The 16799-nt window shown below is 71.3% G+C and carries 15 protein-coding genes; 13 read left to right on the top strand and 2 right to left on the bottom strand.

The features are described from left to right. Positions 1–238: 238 nt before the first annotated feature. The 7 genes from ACI2L3_RS07395 (at position 239) to ACI2L3_RS07365 (ending at position 9295) form a co-directional block, all read left to right on the top strand. Positions 239–1654, top strand: coding sequence for a hypothetical protein (locus tag ACI2L3_RS07395; RefSeq protein ID WP_404751361.1), 1416 nt, complete (start codon positions 239–241; stop codon positions 1652–1654). Positions 1655–1883: 229 nt separating this feature from the next. Next, a complete protein-coding gene (locus ACI2L3_RS07390) occupies positions 1884–2192 on the top strand; it encodes a hypothetical protein (protein ID WP_055570172.1) in 309 nt (102 codons plus the stop codon). Between the two features lie 265 nt (positions 2193–2457). After that, positions 2458–3300, top strand: a complete 843-nt coding sequence (locus tag ACI2L3_RS07385; protein WP_404751360.1) for a hypothetical protein — start codon at positions 2458–2460, stop codon at positions 3298–3300. Next, positions 3290–4648, top strand: coding sequence for a hypothetical protein (locus tag ACI2L3_RS07380; protein WP_404751359.1), 1359 nt, complete (start codon positions 3290–3292; stop codon positions 4646–4648). Before ACI2L3_RS07385 ends, ACI2L3_RS07380 begins: the two co-directional genes overlap by 11 nt. Beyond that, positions 4645–6204: an SCO6880 family protein gene (locus ACI2L3_RS07375; protein WP_404751358.1), complete on the top strand. Its 1560-nt coding sequence runs from the start codon at positions 4645–4647 to the stop codon at positions 6202–6204. The genes ACI2L3_RS07380 and ACI2L3_RS07375 overlap by 4 nt, the downstream gene beginning before the upstream one ends. 30 nt (positions 6205–6234) lie before the next feature. Next, positions 6235–7638 carry an ATP-binding protein gene (locus ACI2L3_RS07370; RefSeq protein ID WP_404751357.1) on the top strand — a complete coding sequence of 468 codons (1404 nt, stop codon included), beginning with the start codon at positions 6235–6237 and terminating at the stop codon, positions 7636–7638. Further along, positions 7628–9295, top strand: coding sequence for a type IV secretory system conjugative DNA transfer family protein (locus ACI2L3_RS07365; RefSeq protein ID WP_404751356.1), 1668 nt, complete (start codon positions 7628–7630; stop codon positions 9293–9295). Before ACI2L3_RS07370 ends, ACI2L3_RS07365 begins: the two co-directional genes overlap by 11 nt. Before the next feature lie 18 nt (positions 9296–9313). Here the strand turns inward: ACI2L3_RS07365 and ACI2L3_RS07360 are convergent, their stop codons facing one another. Continuing rightward, the gene (locus ACI2L3_RS07360; protein ID WP_404751355.1) at positions 9314–10000 is read right to left on the bottom strand and encodes a TetR/AcrR family transcriptional regulator; all 687 of its coding nucleotides are present in this window, start codon (positions 9998–10000) and stop codon (positions 9314–9316) included. 65 nt (positions 10001–10065) lie between these two features. Here ACI2L3_RS07360 and ACI2L3_RS07355 point away from each other — a divergent pair, with 65 nt between their 5' ends. Continuing rightward, the gene (locus ACI2L3_RS07355; protein ID WP_404751354.1) at positions 10066–11616 is read left to right on the top strand and encodes an MFS transporter; all 1551 of its coding nucleotides are present in this window, start codon (positions 10066–10068) and stop codon (positions 11614–11616) included. 72 nt (positions 11617–11688) lie between these two features. Further along, positions 11689–12300 (top strand): NADPH-dependent FMN reductase, encoded by a 612-nt coding sequence (locus tag ACI2L3_RS07350; protein ID WP_404751353.1) that lies wholly within the window; start codon positions 11689–11691, stop codon positions 12298–12300. Positions 12301–12312: 12 nt separating this feature from the next. Here the strand turns inward: ACI2L3_RS07350 and ACI2L3_RS07345 are convergent, their stop codons facing one another. Next, positions 12313–12873, bottom strand: a complete 561-nt coding sequence (locus ACI2L3_RS07345; RefSeq protein WP_404751352.1) for a GNAT family N-acetyltransferase — start codon at positions 12871–12873, stop codon at positions 12313–12315. Positions 12874–13011: 138 nt separating this feature from the next. Between ACI2L3_RS07345 and ACI2L3_RS07340 the strand changes: the two genes are divergently transcribed. Genes ACI2L3_RS07340 through ACI2L3_RS07325 form a run of 4 tightly spaced genes read left to right on the top strand, consistent with a single transcriptional unit; the run spans position 13012 to position 16672 of the window. After that, positions 13012–13971 carry an ATP-binding cassette domain-containing protein gene (locus ACI2L3_RS07340; RefSeq protein ID WP_404751351.1) on the top strand — a complete coding sequence of 320 codons (960 nt, stop codon included), beginning with the start codon at positions 13012–13014 and terminating at the stop codon, positions 13969–13971. Beyond that, complete coding sequence (locus ACI2L3_RS07335; RefSeq protein ID WP_404751350.1) at positions 13968–14726, top strand: ABC transporter permease; 759 nt, start codon at positions 13968–13970, stop codon at positions 14724–14726. Before ACI2L3_RS07340 ends, ACI2L3_RS07335 begins: the two co-directional genes overlap by 4 nt. A gap of 36 nt (positions 14727–14762) precedes the next feature. Then, positions 14763–16001: a sensor histidine kinase gene (locus ACI2L3_RS07330; protein WP_404751349.1), complete on the top strand. Its 1239-nt coding sequence runs from the start codon at positions 14763–14765 to the stop codon at positions 15999–16001. After that, a complete protein-coding gene (locus tag ACI2L3_RS07325; RefSeq protein WP_404751348.1) occupies positions 15998–16672 on the top strand; it encodes a response regulator in 675 nt (224 codons plus the stop codon). Before ACI2L3_RS07330 ends, ACI2L3_RS07325 begins: the two co-directional genes overlap by 4 nt. The last annotated feature ends 127 nt before the right edge of the window (positions 16673–16799 follow it).

Below are 16799 nucleotides of genomic sequence, written 5' to 3'. Positions count from 1 at the left end.
GCACGACGCGGTACCGGGAGACGACGGAGCGGGTGGAGCTCCTCAGGGGGGCGAGCAGTTCGGACCGCCCCCCTCAGGCCCGCCACCACTCACAGCCTGGCCACCACCCACAGCCCCACCACTCCCCGCAGCCCCACCACCACCCCCTCCCGCGAACCCACCACCCGCAGCCCCCACCACCCTCGCCCTCACCACAGCCCTCCTCAACCTCAGCGGGCTTGGACTCGGCTATGTCCTGTTGAAGCGGTGGCCCGCAGCCGCGCTCTGCTGGGCCGCGACCGCCGCGCTGCTCTTCGTGGCGCTGCCCGCCGACGTGGACGGCGTGCCCGGCGGCGTGGTGATCGGGTACGTGGTGTTTCTGGTGCTCGTAGCGGCCGACGGAGCCCGGCGCGCCCTGCGTGACGGGAGGTACGGGCGGCCACTGCGCGCGCCCCTCGCCATCGGGCTCGGCGTCGTCCTGCTCGCCGTGCCCGCCGGCGGCGCCTTCGCGTACGAGGCCGCGCACGACGAAGCCGTCGAGCGGATGCTGCTCGACCGCCTCGACGACGCCGACCGCATCGTCGCGGGCCTCGACGGCCGCCCCTTCGGCGGAGCGACGGAGCGCCGGTACGAGAAGGCCCTCGGCATCTACCGCGGCCTCGCCGAGGACCACGAGGGGTCGAAGGCCGCGGACCGCCTGCCCGACAGCCTCGACGCGTACTACAAGTCCGTCGCCGCCCCGTACGCCGCCGAGCGGTACTGCGACGCCGTCACCCCGCTCAAACACCTGCGGACCGTGCCCGACACCCTCGGCGCCCCCGCCAGGGACCGTCTCGGCCCCCTCCGCGCCTGGCCCGACGACCGGCTCGCCACCGCCCTCTACGAATGCGGGGCCGCCGCGCTCGGCCGCGCCGACGCCGACGAGCCGCTGAGCGAACTCCTCCGTACGTTCCCCGAGTCGGACCAGGCCGCGAAGGTCGAGCCCGCCCTGCGCGCGGCCATCGACACCCGTTCGGCCGCGCTGAAGGACTCCGATCCCTGCCCCGACGTCGCCGAGCTGCGCGCCCTCGGCGCGACCGCCGACGCGCTGCCCGGCGGCAAGGTCGACGCCGGGCCGCTGCGCGCCGCCACCGACCGCGCCGTGGAACGCGGCGTCTACGCCTGCGGTGTGGACGAGTTCAAGGACGGCGACTTCGCGCAGGCCGCCAAGACGCTCGACGACTTCGCCCGGCAGTACCCCGGGAACGGCAAGCGGGACCGCGCCAAGGACATCGCCGTCCGCGCCGAGATCGCCGTGGAGCGCCCGAGCGCGGGCCGCGGCCTGCCACCGGCCGGCTCCTCCCGCGGCGGCGGCCCGGTCGAACTCGTCGTCGCCAACCTCGGCCCCGGCGAGCTGAAGGTCCTCTACACCGGCCCCACCACCGGCACCATCACGCTCAAGGACTGCGCGTCGTGCCGCATCTACGCCACCAAGTCCCAGGGCGACGCCGCCTGCCGGGCCGGCGTCACGAAGTACCCCACGACCACGCTCCGGCTACCGCCCGGCGAGTACCACTTCCTCTACAAGCGGGCCACCGTACGCAATCGAGCCGACGGCGCGAAGCTGAGCACCGCCTACCGCTACACCGACTGCTCCTTCGTCACTCGCGGCACCGCCGGGCTCGGGCTCACTTAAGTCCTGGTCAGAAGAGCTGGTCAGAGGCGCGCCGGGCCGTCATTGCCCGGCGTCGTACCGCGTGATACACAGAGTGACCAGGCCTCGCGTCCGAGGAACCGTACGAACTCAGCCAACGAATGGCGCCAAGGCGACATGCGCGGGCCCGTTTGTCGGCGACAATGAGCTGTCCTCTGCACCGAGGTGGGCAGAGGTGGCAGAACAACCCACTAGGGGCGGTGAGTTACACATGCTTATGGCAGCCGAAAAGGGCGATATCACCACCATCATCGGCGGGATCGCCCCCGACTGGGGTCCCTTCGGGAGCCTGGGCAACGAGGCACGCGTGATGATCGAGGTCGTGATGGCGATCGCCATCCTCCTCTGTCTCGGCATTGCGATCTGGGGCGCGGCGAAGCAGCGCATCGGCGCGACGGCGCTGCGTGACACGTTCAGCGCCGAGCAGGGCAAGGGGCTGATCATCGCGGGCCTCACCGGCGTATTCATCATCGGATCGCTGGGCACGCTGTTCACGATTGTCTACGGCATGGCGGTCTAGCGGTCCCACGCTCCTCCGCCGTCCGCCGTCCGTCCCCTCCGTAGTCCGTCCCCCCGTAGTCCGTCCCCTCCCCCACGTCCCCCTCCCCCCGTCCCCCCTCTCTTCCTGTCCCCCCTCTCCTCCACCCGTCCGTCGTGCCCACCGGCTGAGGTAGCAACTCCCTGATGTCGTGTCATCACACCGCGCCCGCGCGGGAACCAGCAGGGCTACCGTCATACGTGTCCTACGTGACGGTCCAGCGAGAGGTTGAGGGGGCGTACTCGGCATGAGCCTCGACGACGAGCGGAACGACGGCCTCTTCGGCGGCTCGGGAGAGACCCGTACGCGGCTTCCCGAGGGGGAGGGCGGGGGCGACGACGTCTACGGAGCGCGCAGATCCACCCGGTCCGGGCGGACGTCCCCGCGCAGCCTCGTCACCGTCGTGGGCGTCGTGGTCCTCCTGATCGCGGCGATCGCCTTCGCGAACCGGGGTGGGGACGATGCGGCTTCGACTCGCGCCGACGAGAAGAAGCCGGACGCGGCGGCGACGGCCCCTTCGGGGGAGAAGCCGGTGGGGGGGAAGAACGGGGGGATTCCGTCCGGGTTCGCGCATGATGAGCAGGGGGCGGAGAGTGCTGCCTCCAACTATGCGGTGTCCCTGGTCTCCGCCGACATCCTCAAACCCGATCGGCGGACCGAGATCGTCAAACAGCTCTTCGTCGCCGACAAGGTGAGTGAGCTTCGGGGCAAGTTCGACAAGACGTACTCCAAGGAATTTCTGAGCAAGATCGGTCTGGACGACAAGGGCAACGCCGCGCCCGGCCAGACGTATGTCTCGCGCACTGTGCCCGTAGGCACGAAGACGACGGCGTACTCGGACAACGCGGCGACCGTCGCGGTCTGGTGCACGGGCGCCTTCGGCACGGCCGGCCAGGACGCGACCAACCCGGTCAGCAACGACTGGTTCACGCTGACCCTCAAGCTGCGGTGGGCCGACGGTGACTGGAAGGTCGAGAGCTTCCAGTCGAAGGACGGCCCCGCTCCCGTGAACGGCGACAACAAGGTCTCCACCGCCGACGAGATCGCCAAGGCCGTCCAGGAGTACGGAGGGTTCACGTATGCCCGCTAGCCGTCATGCACTGAAGCTCACCGCCGCTGTCTCAGCCGTGCAGGTCGCGGCGGTCCTGCTGGCCTCACGTGCTTACGCCGCCCCGGAGCCGGAGGACGAGCGGTGCGACCTCATCGTCGGCCCCGCCAAGAGGTACTGCGAAAAAGGCCAGAACGCCGAAACCGACAGCGGCGGCGACGGCGACGGCGGGTACCCCACCGACAGTCCCCTCGACGACACCATGGACCCCCTCAGCTCCCTGGCCAAGGGGTGCGCCGAGGCCGCGTCCTGGACCGTGGACAAGTTGTCCGACGCCGTGAAGGAGACCGCGGACGTCGACTTCACGAACCCCACGTTCCTGCAGCAGTACGCCGTGGTGTTCGCCGCGTCGACCGTCCTCACCCTCCTCCTGTGGCTGATGGCCGTCGCCAAGCGGGCGGTCCGCGGCGTGCCGCTGACCACCGCGATCTCCGAGGCCATCGGGTTCCTGTGGCTCACCGTCCTCGCCTCCGCGTTCACGCCGCTGATCCTGTACACCGTCGTGTCCGCGACGGACGGCGTCACGGACGTCATCGCGAAGGCGACGGGCGGTCAGACGGACACGTTCTTCGGGAACTTCTCGGGCGCCCTGAAGAAGGGCGACGAGATCGGCGGCGGCCCGATCATGCTGATCGTCGTCTCGATCGTGTCGATCCTCGCCGCGGGCGTCCTCTGGCTGGAGCTCGTGATCAGGGCGGCGCTCCTCTACGTAGGAGCGCTCCTCGGCACGGTCGTGTACGCGGGCCTCGTCGACAAGAACCTGTGGTCGCACGTCCGCCGCTGGGCGGGCATCATGATCGCGGTGATCCTCGTCAAACCGATCATCGTCATCGTGCTCGGGCTCGCCGGGGCGCTCTCCGCCGAGGACGGTCCCGACTCGTTCTCCGCGGTCGTCTCCGGGCTGTCGATCATCCTGCTCGCCATCTTCGCGAGCGCCATGATCTACCGCTTCGTCCCGGGCTTCGGTGACGAGATCGCCGGTTCCCGCAACAACCGTCTCATGCGCGGCGCCGAGAACAAGGCCGCCGCCGTGATCAGCTCCCCCGCCTCCCTTGTCTCGCAGGGCATCAAGACCCACAGTGCCCGTGGGAACGGGAACGGAGGGGGAGGCAATGGCGGGGGCAGCAGTCAGGCGCGGCCCGCCAACCCCGCCAGCGGCGGTGTCGCCGCCCACAGCGGCCGTGGCTCCGGCCAAGGCTCCGGCGGCGGATCCGTCCCCTCCGCCGCACCCGCGCCGCGCAGCAGCAGCGCGACGAACACGCCGCACGCGGGCAACCGCGGCGGTTCCCGCACCAGCAGTACCAACCGCACGGGAGGTGAAGGGCGTTGACGACCCAGTCCCACGTGTCCCAGCCGGTCGCGCCCCGCCGCACATATCTGATCGGCCGCGCCCGGCCGAACGCGATCGTCGGCAAGAACCGCGAGACCGGGGAGATCGCCCTGATCATCGTGGGGGCGTTCCTCGGCATGATGTGCGGACTCCTCGTCCCCGTCCTCTCCCTGCGCATCGTGCTGCTCACCGGCCTCCCGATGCTCGCCATCGCGGCGGTGTACGTCCCGTACAAGGGCCGGACGTTCTACAAGTGGTACGAGATCAACCGCAGTTACAAGCGCTCCCTGAAGCGCGGCACCGCCTACCGCTCCGCCGCGCCCGAGGCGGGCATCCGGCTGGATGGCAGGGAAGTCGAGGTGGGGCCGCCGCCCGGCATCGGCCGCATCAGCTGGCTGGCCGCGCCCTTCGGCCCCGACGAGATCGCCGTGCTGCTCCACGCGGACCGCAGGACCGTCACCGCGGCCATCGAGATCGAGGGGCCGGGCGTCGGGCTGCGCGACAGCGAGGACCAGGAAGCCCTCGTCGACCGGTTCGGGACGCTCCTCAAGCACGTCGCCAACGGGGACGGGTTCGTGACCCGGCTGCAGATGCTCGCGCGTACGCTGCCGGCCGACCCCGACGCGCACGCCAAGGACGTCAGCCAGCGCGGCGACGACCGTGCGCTGCCCTGGCTCCAGCAGTCGTACGACCAGCTGCAGTCAATGGTGTCGACCAGCAGCGAGCAGCACCGCGCCTACCTCGTCGCCTGCATGCACTACTCCCGCGACCTGGCCGCCGAGGCCCAGGCGATGGCCCGCGCGGCCCGCCCGGTCGGCGGCCGCAAGCTCGACAAGGACGCCGGTCTCGCCGTCGTCATGGCCCGCGAGCTGACCGACATCTGCTCGCGGCTCCAGGAAGCCGACATCCGGGTGCGCCAGCCCCTGGGCCAGGGCCGCCTCTCCTCCCTGGTGCACTCCATGTACGACCCGGACCACCCCATCGACCACATCCAGGCGATGACGAAGCGCAACGCCTGGCCCGCCGAGCTCGACGCCATGGAGCCCACCTACCTCCAGGCCAAGACCCGCGAGTCCTCCACCCGCGCCCCCTGGTGCCACGCCACGGCCTGGGTGAAGGAGTGGCCGATGACGCCTGTCGGCGTCAACTTCCTCGCGCCGCTGCTCGTCCACACCCCGGACGTGATCCGGACGGTGGCCGTGACGATGGACCTCGAACCCACCGAGGTCGCCATCGAGCGGATGCTGACCGAGAAGACCAACGACGAGGCGGAGGCCAGCCGCCAGGCCAAGATGAACCGCACGGTCGACCCCCGCGACATCGCCTCGCACTCCCGCCTGGACCAGCGCGGCGAGGACCTGGCGAGCGGTGCGGCGGGTGTCAATCTCGTCGGGTACATCACGGTTTCGTCCCGTTCCCCGGAGGCGCTCGCGCGCGACAAGCGCACCATCCGCGCCTCCGCCGGCAAGTCGTATCTGAAGCTGGAGTGGTGCGACCGCGAGCACCACAGGGCCTTCGTCAACACGCTGCCGTTCGCGACCGGCATCCGACGCTAGACGGTATCGACGTAGAGGCAGGCTGTTGCGATGCGGGATCCGCTGACCGTCCTCACGGACGCCTTCACCTCCTTCCTCTTCGGGAAGGTGGAGACGACCCGGCTTCCGGTGCGTACGTCGACGGGGCAGGCCCAGGCGGTCTACCTGCCGACGGCCGCGCCCGGTCTCGGCGACTCGGGCGTGATCATCGGGCGTGAGGTGTACTCCGGCAAGGGGTACATCTACGACCCCTTCCAGCTGTACGGGCAGCAGCTGCCAGCTCCGCACTGGCTGGTGCTCGGCGAGTCCGGCAACGGCAAGTCGGCGCTGGAGAAGACGTACGTCCTGCGGCAGCTGCGCTTCAAGGACCGGCAGGTCGTGGTCCTGGACGCGCAGGGCGAGGACGGCGTCGGCGAGTGGAACCTCATCGCGCAGGAGCTGGGGATAACTCCCATCCGGCTCGACCCGACGGCCGCCCTCGACATGGGCATCAGGCTGAACCCGCTCGATCCCGCGATCACGACCACGGGCCAGCTCGCGCTGCTCCGGACCATCATCGAGGTCGCGATGGGGCACGGGCTCGACGAGCGCTCCGGCTTCGCGCTCAAGGTCGCGCACGCGTACGTGAACGAGACCATCGTGGAGCGGCAGCCGGTCCTGACCGACATCGTCGAGCAGCTGCGCCACCCCGAGCCGGAGTCGGCCGAGGCCATGAACGTGGCCATAGACGACGTACGGGCGTGGGGTCTGGACGTGGCGCTCGTGCTGGACCGTCTCGTCGACGGTGACCTGCGGGGCATGTTCGACGGGCCGACGACGGTCGGCGTCGACCTCGACGCGCCCCTGACCGTCTTCGACCTCTCCCACATCGACCGCAACTCCATCGCCATGCCGATCCTGATGGCGATCGTCGGCGTCTGGCTGGAACACACGTGGATCCGGCCCGACCGCAAGAAACGCATCTTCCTGGTGGAGGAGGCGTGGCACATCATCAACTCGCCCTTCGTGGCGCAGCTCTTCCAGCGCCTGCTGAAGTTCGGACGGCGGCTCGGTCTGTCGTTCGTGGCGGTGGTGCACCACCTGAGCGACGTGGTGGACGGCGCGGCGGCGAAGGAGGCCGCCGCCATCCTCAAGATGGCGTCCACCCGGACCATCTACGCTCAGAAGGCGGACGAGGCGAGGGCGACGGGACGGGTCCTCGGGCTGCCCAGGTGGGCGGTGGAGATCATCCCCACCCTCACCCCCGGCATCGCCGTCTGGGACGTCAACGGCAACGTCCAGGTCGTCAAACACCTGATCACCGAGACGGAACGGCCGCTGGTCTTCACCGACCGCGCCATGACCGAGTCGTCGGCCGATCTCCCGCACGACACACCGGCCGACGACGACGCGATGCGGGCGGCCGAGCTGGAGGCGGAGCAGCGGGCGGCGTACATGGAGCAGCATGCGGGATGAGTGGGAGGACCGTCGCGGACGCCCCGAGCGGGGCGTTCCTGACGGCCTGTTGGTGGGCTTCCTCGCCCTGCTGATCGGCGCCACGGTGCTCGTGTGGTCGGCGACGAACCTCGCGGGCCGCTTCGCGCGCGGCGCCTGGCCGGAGAAGGTCTCCTTCGGCCATACGCCGCCCGCTGTACGCCACCTGATCGGCAACCCCGAGGACGTGGCGGGCGCCTGGCCGGAGACGCCACCGGACCAGCTTTCGGGCTACGGCCTGTTCTGGGGCCTGTTCATCGGCCAGCTGATGGTCCTGATCGTGCTGACCGTCTTCGTGCTGGGGACGGTGACGCGGTGGCGGGCGGTGCGGAGGGCTCGCCGGGCGGCGTCGGGTACGGCGTCCCCGGAGCCCCCGGGGCCCCCGTCCGCGGTGGCCGCCGATTCCGCGGTGGCCGCCGCCGGTCCAGTGGCTGCCGGCCCTGTGCCTCCTGGCCCTGTGGCCGCCGGGCCGGTGGCTGCCGACCCCGTGCCTCCTGGCCCTGTGGCTGCCGGTCCTATGGCCGCCGGCGCCCCCGTGCCTCCGGTCTCCGCGCCACCGGTCACGGGACCGGCCGCCGGACCACGCACCGAACCGACCGCCGGACCACGCACCGAACCGCTCACCGAACCGGTCCCCGTCGAGGCTGCCAGCCCCGCCCCTGCCCCCGCCCCCGCGGCCCCGCCCCTCCCCACCCCCCGTTCCCCCCTCGTCCTCGGCAGCCCCACGACCCGTCGGCCCCTCGCCGTGCAGGCCGTCCAGGATGCCGAGGGCGCCGCCCTTGTCCTGACCTCCGACCCCACCCTGTGGGCGGAGACGAAGGACGCCCGGGCCAAGCTCGGACCCGTCCTGCTCTACGACCCCTCCCACCTCTGCGACACCCCGGCCCGCCTCCACTGGTCACCCATTTCCGGCTGCCACGACAAGGCGACGGCGAACGACCGCGCCACCGCGCTCCTCGCCCCGATAAGGCCCTCCGCGAAGCTGGACGTCGCCGTGGCCGACACGGCGCAGCTCCTGATGCGCAGCTTCCTGCACGCCGCCGCGGTGGCCGACAAGCCTATGAAGATCGTCCACCGCTGGGCGCAGGGCACCCAGGTCCAGGAGGCGGTACGCATCCTCCGTACCCATCCCAAGGCCTCGTCCGGCACCGCCGGTGAGCTGGAGGCGGCCCTCACCGCGCACCCCGAGCGCCGGGACATCGCCCAGGAGTTGACCGCCAGAGCGCTCTCCGCACTGTTCACGGTCCACCTCCGCGAGTCCTGCACGCCGAACCGAACTGATGCGCTCTCCCTGGATTCCTTTGTCGATGAAGGGGGCACGCTTTTTGTTGTGGGTGAGGCGATCGAGGATCCCAAGTCCCGGCAGGGCCCGGGTGCCATGCCACTCCTGACGGCACTCGCCTCAAGCGTGGTCGAGCACGGCCGGCGCATGGCCGAACGGTCATCCTCCGGTCGGCTCGACCCACCAATGACGCTCGTCCTCGACGACGTCGCCGCGGTGGCTCCGCTGCCCCAGCTGCCGGAGCTGCTCTCCACCGGGGCGGACCGGGGCCTGCCGACCCTGGCTCTGCTCCGGTCGCGGGAACAGGGCAGATCGCGCTGGCCGGACAGTGAACTTCCCCTGCTGTCGATTCAGTAGGGGAAGTCCGTACGGGAACTAGGAGCCCTGCGTCCCGTACAGCCGCAGGAAGATCTCCACCCCGTCGCGCACGATCTCCTCGACCTCGGCCTCCTCCAGCGGCAGCGCGCCGAAGTACGACTCGGCCGTCACCCCGCCGCCCACCATGAGCGCGAAGTGCCGTGCCGCCTTGCGAGCGTTCGACTCGTCGACGGCGATCTTCCCCTGCCGCCCCAGCTCCAGCATCCAGCGCGCCAGGGCCTCCTGGGACGCCCGGGGCCCGACCCGCTGCCACTCCTCGAGGACGTCGGACGGCAGCCGGCCGCCCTCCGGGATGATCTGGCGTACGACGGAGAAGTGCGCGGGGTGCGCCGCACTCTGGCCGACCCAGTCGCGGGCGAGGTCGAGGAGGTCCTCCTCGATGTCGCGGACCTTGCGCAGGTGCCGCTCGAAGAGGGCCTCCGTCGCCGCCGTCACCGACTCCGCGCTCTCCAGCAGGACGGCGCGGAAGAGGCCCTCCTTGTCGCCGAAGTGGTTGTAGATCGTGCGCGTGGAGACGCCGGCTTCGGCGGCGATGGCGTCGATGCTCGCGCGCGTGTAGCCCTCGCGGCCGAAGACGGTGCGGGCGCCGCTCGTGATGGCACGCCGCTTCTCCAACATCCCTTTGCGCAGGGGCTTCTGAGGCTTCTGTCCGTCCGAGCCCTGCTGTTCCGGTCCGCTCGCCATCTCACCTCTCAGAAAAATTACAATGAGCGTTGTAATTACTACAACGCACGTTGTACTTTACTCGCATGCCCACCGAGACCGCTCCGCAGGCCCCGCCCCCGCGCCCCGTCGGGGAGGGCCGCCCCGCCCTGACCCTCCTCGTCGTCCTGCTCGGCATGTTCACCCTGCCGATGGCGATGTCCGGCACCACCGTGGCCCTGCCCCGCATCGGCTCCGACCTCGACGCGTCGGGCGCGGCACTCCAGTGGGTGGTCGTCGGCTACTTCCTCGCCGCCTCCTCCTTCATGCTCGTCGCCGGCTCGCTCGGCGACATCTTCGGCCGCCGCCGGGTCCTCACCGCGGGCGCGGCCCTCTACTCGGCGGGCACCCTCGCCTCCGCCGCCGCCCACCACATCCTGCTCCTGGACGCCGCCCGCCTGCTCTCCGGCGTGGGCGCCGCGGGCGTCATGGCGAGCGGTGGGTCCCTGCTCGCCGCCACCTTCACGGGACCCGCGCGGACCAGGGTGTTCGCCGCCCTCGGCACCACGGCGGGCGTCGGCCTCGCCATCGGCCCGACCTTCTCCGGCTGGCTGGTGGACGGGCTCGGCTGGCGCACCACGTTCCTCGCCTTCGCCGCCGCGGGCGCCCTCATCCTCACCGGCACGCGTTTCCTCACGGAATCCCGCGCCGACGCCCCGCCGCGCGTCGACAAGGCGGGCGCCGCGACCTTCATCGGCGGCCTCTCCCTGACCCTGTTCGCCATCACGCAGGGCTCCAAGTCCGGCTGGACGGCGGGGAGCACGCTGCTGCCGCTCGCCGTGGGCCTGGCGCTGCTGACCGCCTTCGTACGCGTCGAGAAGCGGCTCGCCGCGACCGGCGGGCAGCCCATCCTCGACCTCTCGCTGGCCCGCCACCCCGCCTTCCTCGGCTGGTCCCTCGGCTCCTTCGGACTCGGCGCGGGCACCACCGGCATCCTCGTCTTCCTGCCCACCTACCTCCAGGGCACCAGCGGCACCTCGGCTCGCGAGGCGGGCCTGGTCCTGCTCCTGATGACCGTGCCCGTCCTCGCCCTGCCCCCGGCCGGCGCCCGCCTGGTCAACCGCGGCGTCCCGGCCCGCCACCTGCTCGTCCTCTCACTGCTCCTGATCGCCGCGGGCAACGCCTGGCTGACCACCCTGCACCCCGGCATCTCCACGGCCGCGCTCGCCGGACCCCTGCTGACCGTCGGCGTCGGCCAGGGCCTGTCCCTCGGCATCATCGACGCCCAGGCGCTCGGCATGGTCGAACCCGCGAAGGTCGGCATGGCGTCGGGCTTCCTCAACACCGTCCGGGGCGGCACCGGCGCCGTCATGCTCACCCTCTTCGGCGCGCTGCTGCTCGCCCTCGTGGAGTCCCGGGTCGGCTCGGCGGAGCTCGCGGGCCGCGTCACGGCCGGCACGGGCGGTCACGCCGACCGGTTCACCGAGGCCTGGCGGATCACCCTGTGGGCGGTGGCGGGCTTCACGACCGGGCTCGCGGTGCTGGTCCACCGGCTGCTCAGGCCGCGCACCCGACGACGTACACCGGTGCCGGAAGCGACGCACACCGTCCCGGGCGCCACCACCTCGGCCGAAGCCGTGACCGCGCGGAGCCGCTGACACCGCGCTTCCGTCTCAGACACACACCTCACCCAACGACATCCGTCACGCACTGCCCTTGAGGAGCACGCCATGTCCACCACCCCGAACACCACCGGCCCGCACACCCCCACCACCCCCCTCCGCCTCGCCGTCATCGTCGGCTCCACCCGTGACGGCCGCTTCGGCCCCACCGTCGGCGGCTGGTTCACCGCGCTCGCCGAGCGCCACACCGGCTTCACCGTGGACGTCATCGACGTCGCCGGCCTGGAGCTGCCCTCCGCCCACCCGGACTGGGGCACCGAGCGCACGCCCGCCCTCGCCGCGCTCGCCGAGCGGGTCGACGCCGCCGACGCGTACGTGGTGGTCACGCCGGAGTACAACCACAGCTTCCCGGCCGCCCTGAAGCACTTCATCGACCTGCACCGCACCCAGTGGGAGGCCAAGCCGGTCGGCTTCGTCTCGTACGGCGGGGCCGGCGGCGGCCTGCGCGCCGTCGAACAGCTCCGGCTGGTCTTCGCCGAGCTGCACTGCGCGACCGTCCGCGACGTCGTCAGCTTCCACAACGCCTGGGACCACTTCGGCGAGAACGGCCCCGCGCACGACGAGAACGGCGCGGCCGGCGCCGCCAAGGTCCTCCTCGACCAGCTGGCCTGGTGGGCGAAGGCCCTGCGGACGGCCCGCACGGAGCACCCGTACCGCTAGAACTCCCGCCCCTCAAGGACGCTTCAGCACCAGCTCGAACTCCCGCGAAGAGGGGTCGCCCGGCACCGGGACGGCCCCTCCGCTGCGTACGAAACCGAACCGCCGGTAGAACGCCTGCGCCCGCGGGTTGGCCTCGTGGACGTACAACCGCACCCGGTCGAGCCCCTCCAGGGACCACGCCCACCCGACAGCCGCCTCGAACAGCGCGTCCGCCGCGCCGCTCCCCCGGTGCTCGGGCCGCACGAAGACCCCCACGAGGTGCGCCTGCCGCTGCTCGATCACTCCGCCGTGGACGTCGTCCGACCCGGCCTCCTCGATCAGCACGGTCACCGACCCCGCCCACACGCCGTGCGGCCCCTCCGCCACGAACTGCCGGGCGCGCAGCCCGTGCGCGGAGCCGCTCGCCGCCCGCCGCTGCCAGAACCAGTCCGGTTTCGCGGCGGCGTCCTCGTACGTGTCCAGAAAGGCGACCGGCGCCGCCGGGTCCCGGAGCGCCGCCAGTCGCAACTCCCTGACCTGCGGCCACTCTTCGGCACGGACGGCCCGTACGACGTACTCGTACTCCTGCTCCATGCGGTGATCCTAAGTCGGCGGGCTGCCGAGCCCCGGGGCAGCCTCGGGGTCGTCGTCGTACCCGGGTACTACCCCCGGCCCGCACTCCCCGCCCCCGGTCCGACGATCCGCGCCCCCGCCAACGGCAGCATCGAAGACATGATCAGGGCATACGGACTCACCAAACACTATGGCGGCAGGCCCGCCAAGAAGGCCGTGAACGACCTCAGTTTCGAGGTCCACCCGGGCACCGTCACCGGCTTCCTCGGCCCCAACGGCGCGGGCAAGTCCACCACCATGCGGATGCTCGTCGGCCTCGACGCACCCACCCGCGGCCGCGCCACCATCGGCGGCCGCGCCTACGCCGCCCACCCCGCGCCCCTGCACGAAGTGGGCGCCCTCCTCGAAGCACGCTCGGTCCACCCGGGCCGCTCCGCCTACCACCACCTCATGGCGCTCGCCCACACCCACTCCCTCCCGAAGAGCCGCGTCGACACGGTCCTGGAACTGGCCGGCATCCACGAAGTCGCCCGCAAGCGCGTCAAGGGCTTCTCGCTCGGCATGGGCCAGCGCCTGGGCATCGCGGCGGCCCTGCTCGGCGATCCGGCCACGGTCATCCTCGACGAGCCGGTCAACGGCCTCGACCCCGAGGGCGTCCTGTGGATCCGCAACCTCCTCAAGTCCCTTGCCGCGGAGGGCCGTACGGTCCTCGTCTCCTCCCACCTCATGAGCGAGATGGCGCTCACCGCCGAGCACCTCGTCATCATCGGCCGCGGCAGGCTCCTCGCCGACACCACCGTCGAACGCTTCGTACGCGAGTCGGGCACCGGAGCCGTCAAGGTCGTGACGCCCGAGGCCGGCCGGCTCACCGAGCTGCTCGCGGGCCCGGACGTGCGGATCTCCGGTGACGCGCCCGGCGTCCTCGACGTACGCGGCACGGACGCCGAGCACATCGGCCGCACCGCCGCCGCCCACGGCATCCCCCTCTTCGAACTGACCCCGCAATCCGCCTCGCTGGAGCAGGCGTTCATGGACCTCACCCGGGACTCGGTGGAGTACGCCACCCCGGCCGGAACCGAACCGACCGCCGCCCGCCGACCGGAAGGGGCCGCCGCATGAGCGCGCTCACCACCAACGGAATCGTTCGCTCCGAATGGCACAAGCTGTGGACGCTCCGCTCCACCTGGATCACGCTGCTCACCGCGAGCGCGCTCGTCATCGCCGTCGGCATCACGATGGGCGCCACCTACGACGGGGACGACGCCGAGATCGACACCGTCGTCTTCACCCTCTTCGGCACCCAGCTCGCCCAGATCTGCCTCGCCGTCCTCGGCATCCTCGTCACCGCGGGCGAGTACTCGACGGGCCTGATCCGGGCGTCACTCGCGGCCGTCCCGAGCCGCCTGCCCGTCCTGTGGTCCAAGGCCGGCATCTTCACGGCCGTCGCCTTCACGGTCTGCTTCGTGACGAACCTCGGCACGTTCCTCATCGCCCAGATCTGGCTCTCCGGCACCGACAAGGAACTGTCCCTCACCGACTCCGGCGTACTCGGCGCCCTCGCGACCAGCGCGGCCGCCCTCACCCTCCTGAGCCTCATCGCGCTCGGCCTCGGCGCCCTGTTCCGCTCGGTGCCCGGCGCCATCGGCGCGTTCGTCGGCGCGGTCCTGATCCTGCCCGAGGTCGTCTCGACGATCCCGTTCAGCGCCGTGGACACCACCGTCAAGTACTTCCCCGCCCAGGCAGCGAGCGCCCTCGGCTCGGTGACCCGGGTCGAGAACACCATCGCGCCGGGCACCGCCCTCATCACGCTCGTCCTCTGGTCGGCGGCGGTCATCGCCACGGCATCCGTACTGCTCAAGCGACGCGACGTATGACGCCCACGCCGTCAACTCCTGTACGAGGATGAGGACGTGACCGAGCCACACCCACTCACCCAGCTCCTCCAGCGTTCGACGCAGCGGGTGCGCGACTTCGACAGGCGCCACCCGCTCGGCTGGGACGTGCTGGTCACCGGCTTCTTCGTGGTTGCCGCCCTCGTCGACGCGAGCGGCGGCTGGCGCAACACCGCACCGAACACGAACGTCCCGGACTGGCTCGTCCTCCTGCTCAGCACCGCGCTCTCACTGCCGCTCCTCCGGCGCCGCCGCCGTCCCATGGCCGTCCTCACCGTCATGGTGGCCGCGAGCCTGGTCAGCAGCTGGACCGGCGCCATGCTCCAGGCGTCACTGATCCAGATGCTCGTCCTGTTCAGCATCGCGATGCGGCTGCCCCTGAAGACGCTCGGCCGGGCGGGCCTCATGATGACCGCGCCACTCGTCGTGGGCACGTTCCGCTATCCGGAGGACAGCTGGGACCAGCAGATCATCCCGTACGTATGGGCGTACGCCGTCGTCGCTCTCCTCGGCATCGCGGTGCGCTCGCGCCAGGACTACACCCAGGCCCTCGTCGAACGCGCCCGCCAGCTGGAGGTCGAGCGCGACCAGCAGGCCCAGCTCGCCGCCGCCGCCGAACGCACCCGCATCGCCCGCGAGATGCACGACATCATCGGCCACAACCTCTCCGTCATCACGGGCCTCGCGGACGGCGGTTCGTACGCCGCCGCCAAGTCCCCCGAGCGCGCCGCCCAGGCCCTCGAAGCCATCGGCACCACCAGCCGCCAGGCCCTCGCCGAACTCCGCCGCCTCCTGGACGTCCTGCGCGACGACGCACCCGCCACGGCCGAACTCGCCCCGCAGCCCGCCCTCACCGACCTCAGCCGGCTCATCGACGGCGTACGCGCGGCGGGCCTCTCGATACGCAGCACGGTGTCCGGCCGCCCGGACGCGGTCCCCGCGGGCCGCCAGCTCACCGTCTACCGGGTGGTGCAGGAAGCCCTCACCAACACCCTCAAGCACGCCGGCCCCGGCGCGACCGCCGCCGTCGACGTCACCTACGACGATGACGGCGTGAGGGCGGAGGTCACGGACACGGGAACGGGGACGGGGACGGGGGCGGGCGGCGGCCCAGGCGTCCCGGGCGGCCGCGGGCTCACCGGAATGCGCGAGCGAACGGCGTTGTACGGCGGCACACTTGAGGCGGGGCCGCTGCCTCACCCGCCGGGCGGCTGGCGGGTCCGTCTCCACCTCCCGAAGGACAGCGAAACACCGTGACGACCGTGCTCATCGTCGACGACCAGCCCATGCAGCGCTTCGGTTTCCGCATGCTCCTGGAGAGCCAGGACGACATGACGGTGGCGGGGGAGGCCGGCAACGGCAGCGAAGCGGTCCGCATGACGGCCGAACTCAACCCGGACGTCGTCCTGATGGACATCCGCATGCCGGGCCTGGACGGCATCGAGGCCACACGCCGCATCGTCGCGGCGGGCGCCCGCACCCGCGTCCTGATCCTCACGACGTTCGACCTCGACGAGTACGCGTACGCGGGGCTGCGCGCCGGCGCCTCCGGTTTCCTCATCAAGGACGCCATGCCGGAGGAACTCCTCTCCGGAATCCGCGCGGTCGCCTCCGGAGACGCGGTGGTGGCCCCAAGCCTGACCCGCCGGCTCCTCGACACGTACGCGGATCAGCTGCCGACAGCCGACGCGGCCGCCCCCACCGACCCGGCGGACCACCCGCGCCTGGCCTCCCTCACTCACCGGGAGCGCGAAATCCTGACGGTCATCGGCCAGGGCTGGACGAACGCGGAGATAGCTTCCCGGCTGCACCTCGCGGAATCCACGGTGAAGACACACGTGGGCCGCATCCTCGCGAAGACGGGGGCGAGGGACAGGGTGCAGGCGGTCATCCTGGCGTACGACACGAAATTGGTGAGTCCGTCGTAAAGGTCGCGGTAGAGGTACCGGTAAAGGTCCAGAACGCAGAAAACCCCCGCACCGAATGGTGCGGGGGTTTTCTCTACAATTAGTTCGGCGGCGTCCTACTCTCCCACAGGGTCCCCCCTGCAGTACC

Origin of the sequence: Streptomyces sp. NPDC029674 (assembly GCF_044903205.1) — a bacterium.
Classification (GTDB): Bacteria; Actinomycetota; Actinomycetes; order Streptomycetales; family Streptomycetaceae; genus Streptomyces.
This window is presented reverse-complemented; position numbering and strand designations above follow the sequence as displayed.

Bases quoted from the DNA above. Each gene is read 5' to 3' on its own strand.
- ACI2L3_RS07385 (WP_404751360.1), top strand. From the start codon at position 2,458: ATGAGCCTCGACGACGAGCGGAACGACGGCCTCTTCGGCGGCTCGGGA.
- ACI2L3_RS07380 (WP_404751359.1), top strand. From the start codon at position 3,290: ATGCCCGCTAGCCGTCATGCACTGAAGCTCACCGCCGCTGTCTCAGCC.
- ACI2L3_RS07355 (WP_404751354.1), top strand. From the start codon at position 10,066: ATGCCCACCGAGACCGCTCCGCAGGCCCCGCCCCCGCGCCCCGTCGGG.
- ACI2L3_RS07335 (WP_404751350.1), top strand. From the start codon at position 13,968: ATGAGCGCGCTCACCACCAACGGAATCGTTCGCTCCGAATGGCACAAG.
- ACI2L3_RS07365 (WP_404751356.1), top strand. From the start codon at position 7,628: ATGCGGGATGAGTGGGAGGACCGTCGCGGACGCCCCGAGCGGGGCGTT.
- ACI2L3_RS07345 (WP_404751352.1), bottom strand. From the start codon at position 12,873: ATGGAGCAGGAGTACGAGTACGTCGTACGGGCCGTCCGTGCCGAAGAG.
- ACI2L3_RS07390 (WP_055570172.1), top strand. From the start codon at position 1,884: ATGCTTATGGCAGCCGAAAAGGGCGATATCACCACCATCATCGGCGGG.
- ACI2L3_RS07340 (WP_404751351.1), top strand. From the start codon at position 13,012: ATGATCAGGGCATACGGACTCACCAAACACTATGGCGGCAGGCCCGCC.
- ACI2L3_RS07370 (WP_404751357.1), top strand. From the start codon at position 6,235: ATGCGGGATCCGCTGACCGTCCTCACGGACGCCTTCACCTCCTTCCTC.
- ACI2L3_RS07360 (WP_404751355.1), bottom strand. From the start codon at position 10,000: ATGGCGAGCGGACCGGAACAGCAGGGCTCGGACGGACAGAAGCCTCAG.
- ACI2L3_RS07350 (WP_404751353.1), top strand. From the start codon at position 11,689: ATGTCCACCACCCCGAACACCACCGGCCCGCACACCCCCACCACCCCC.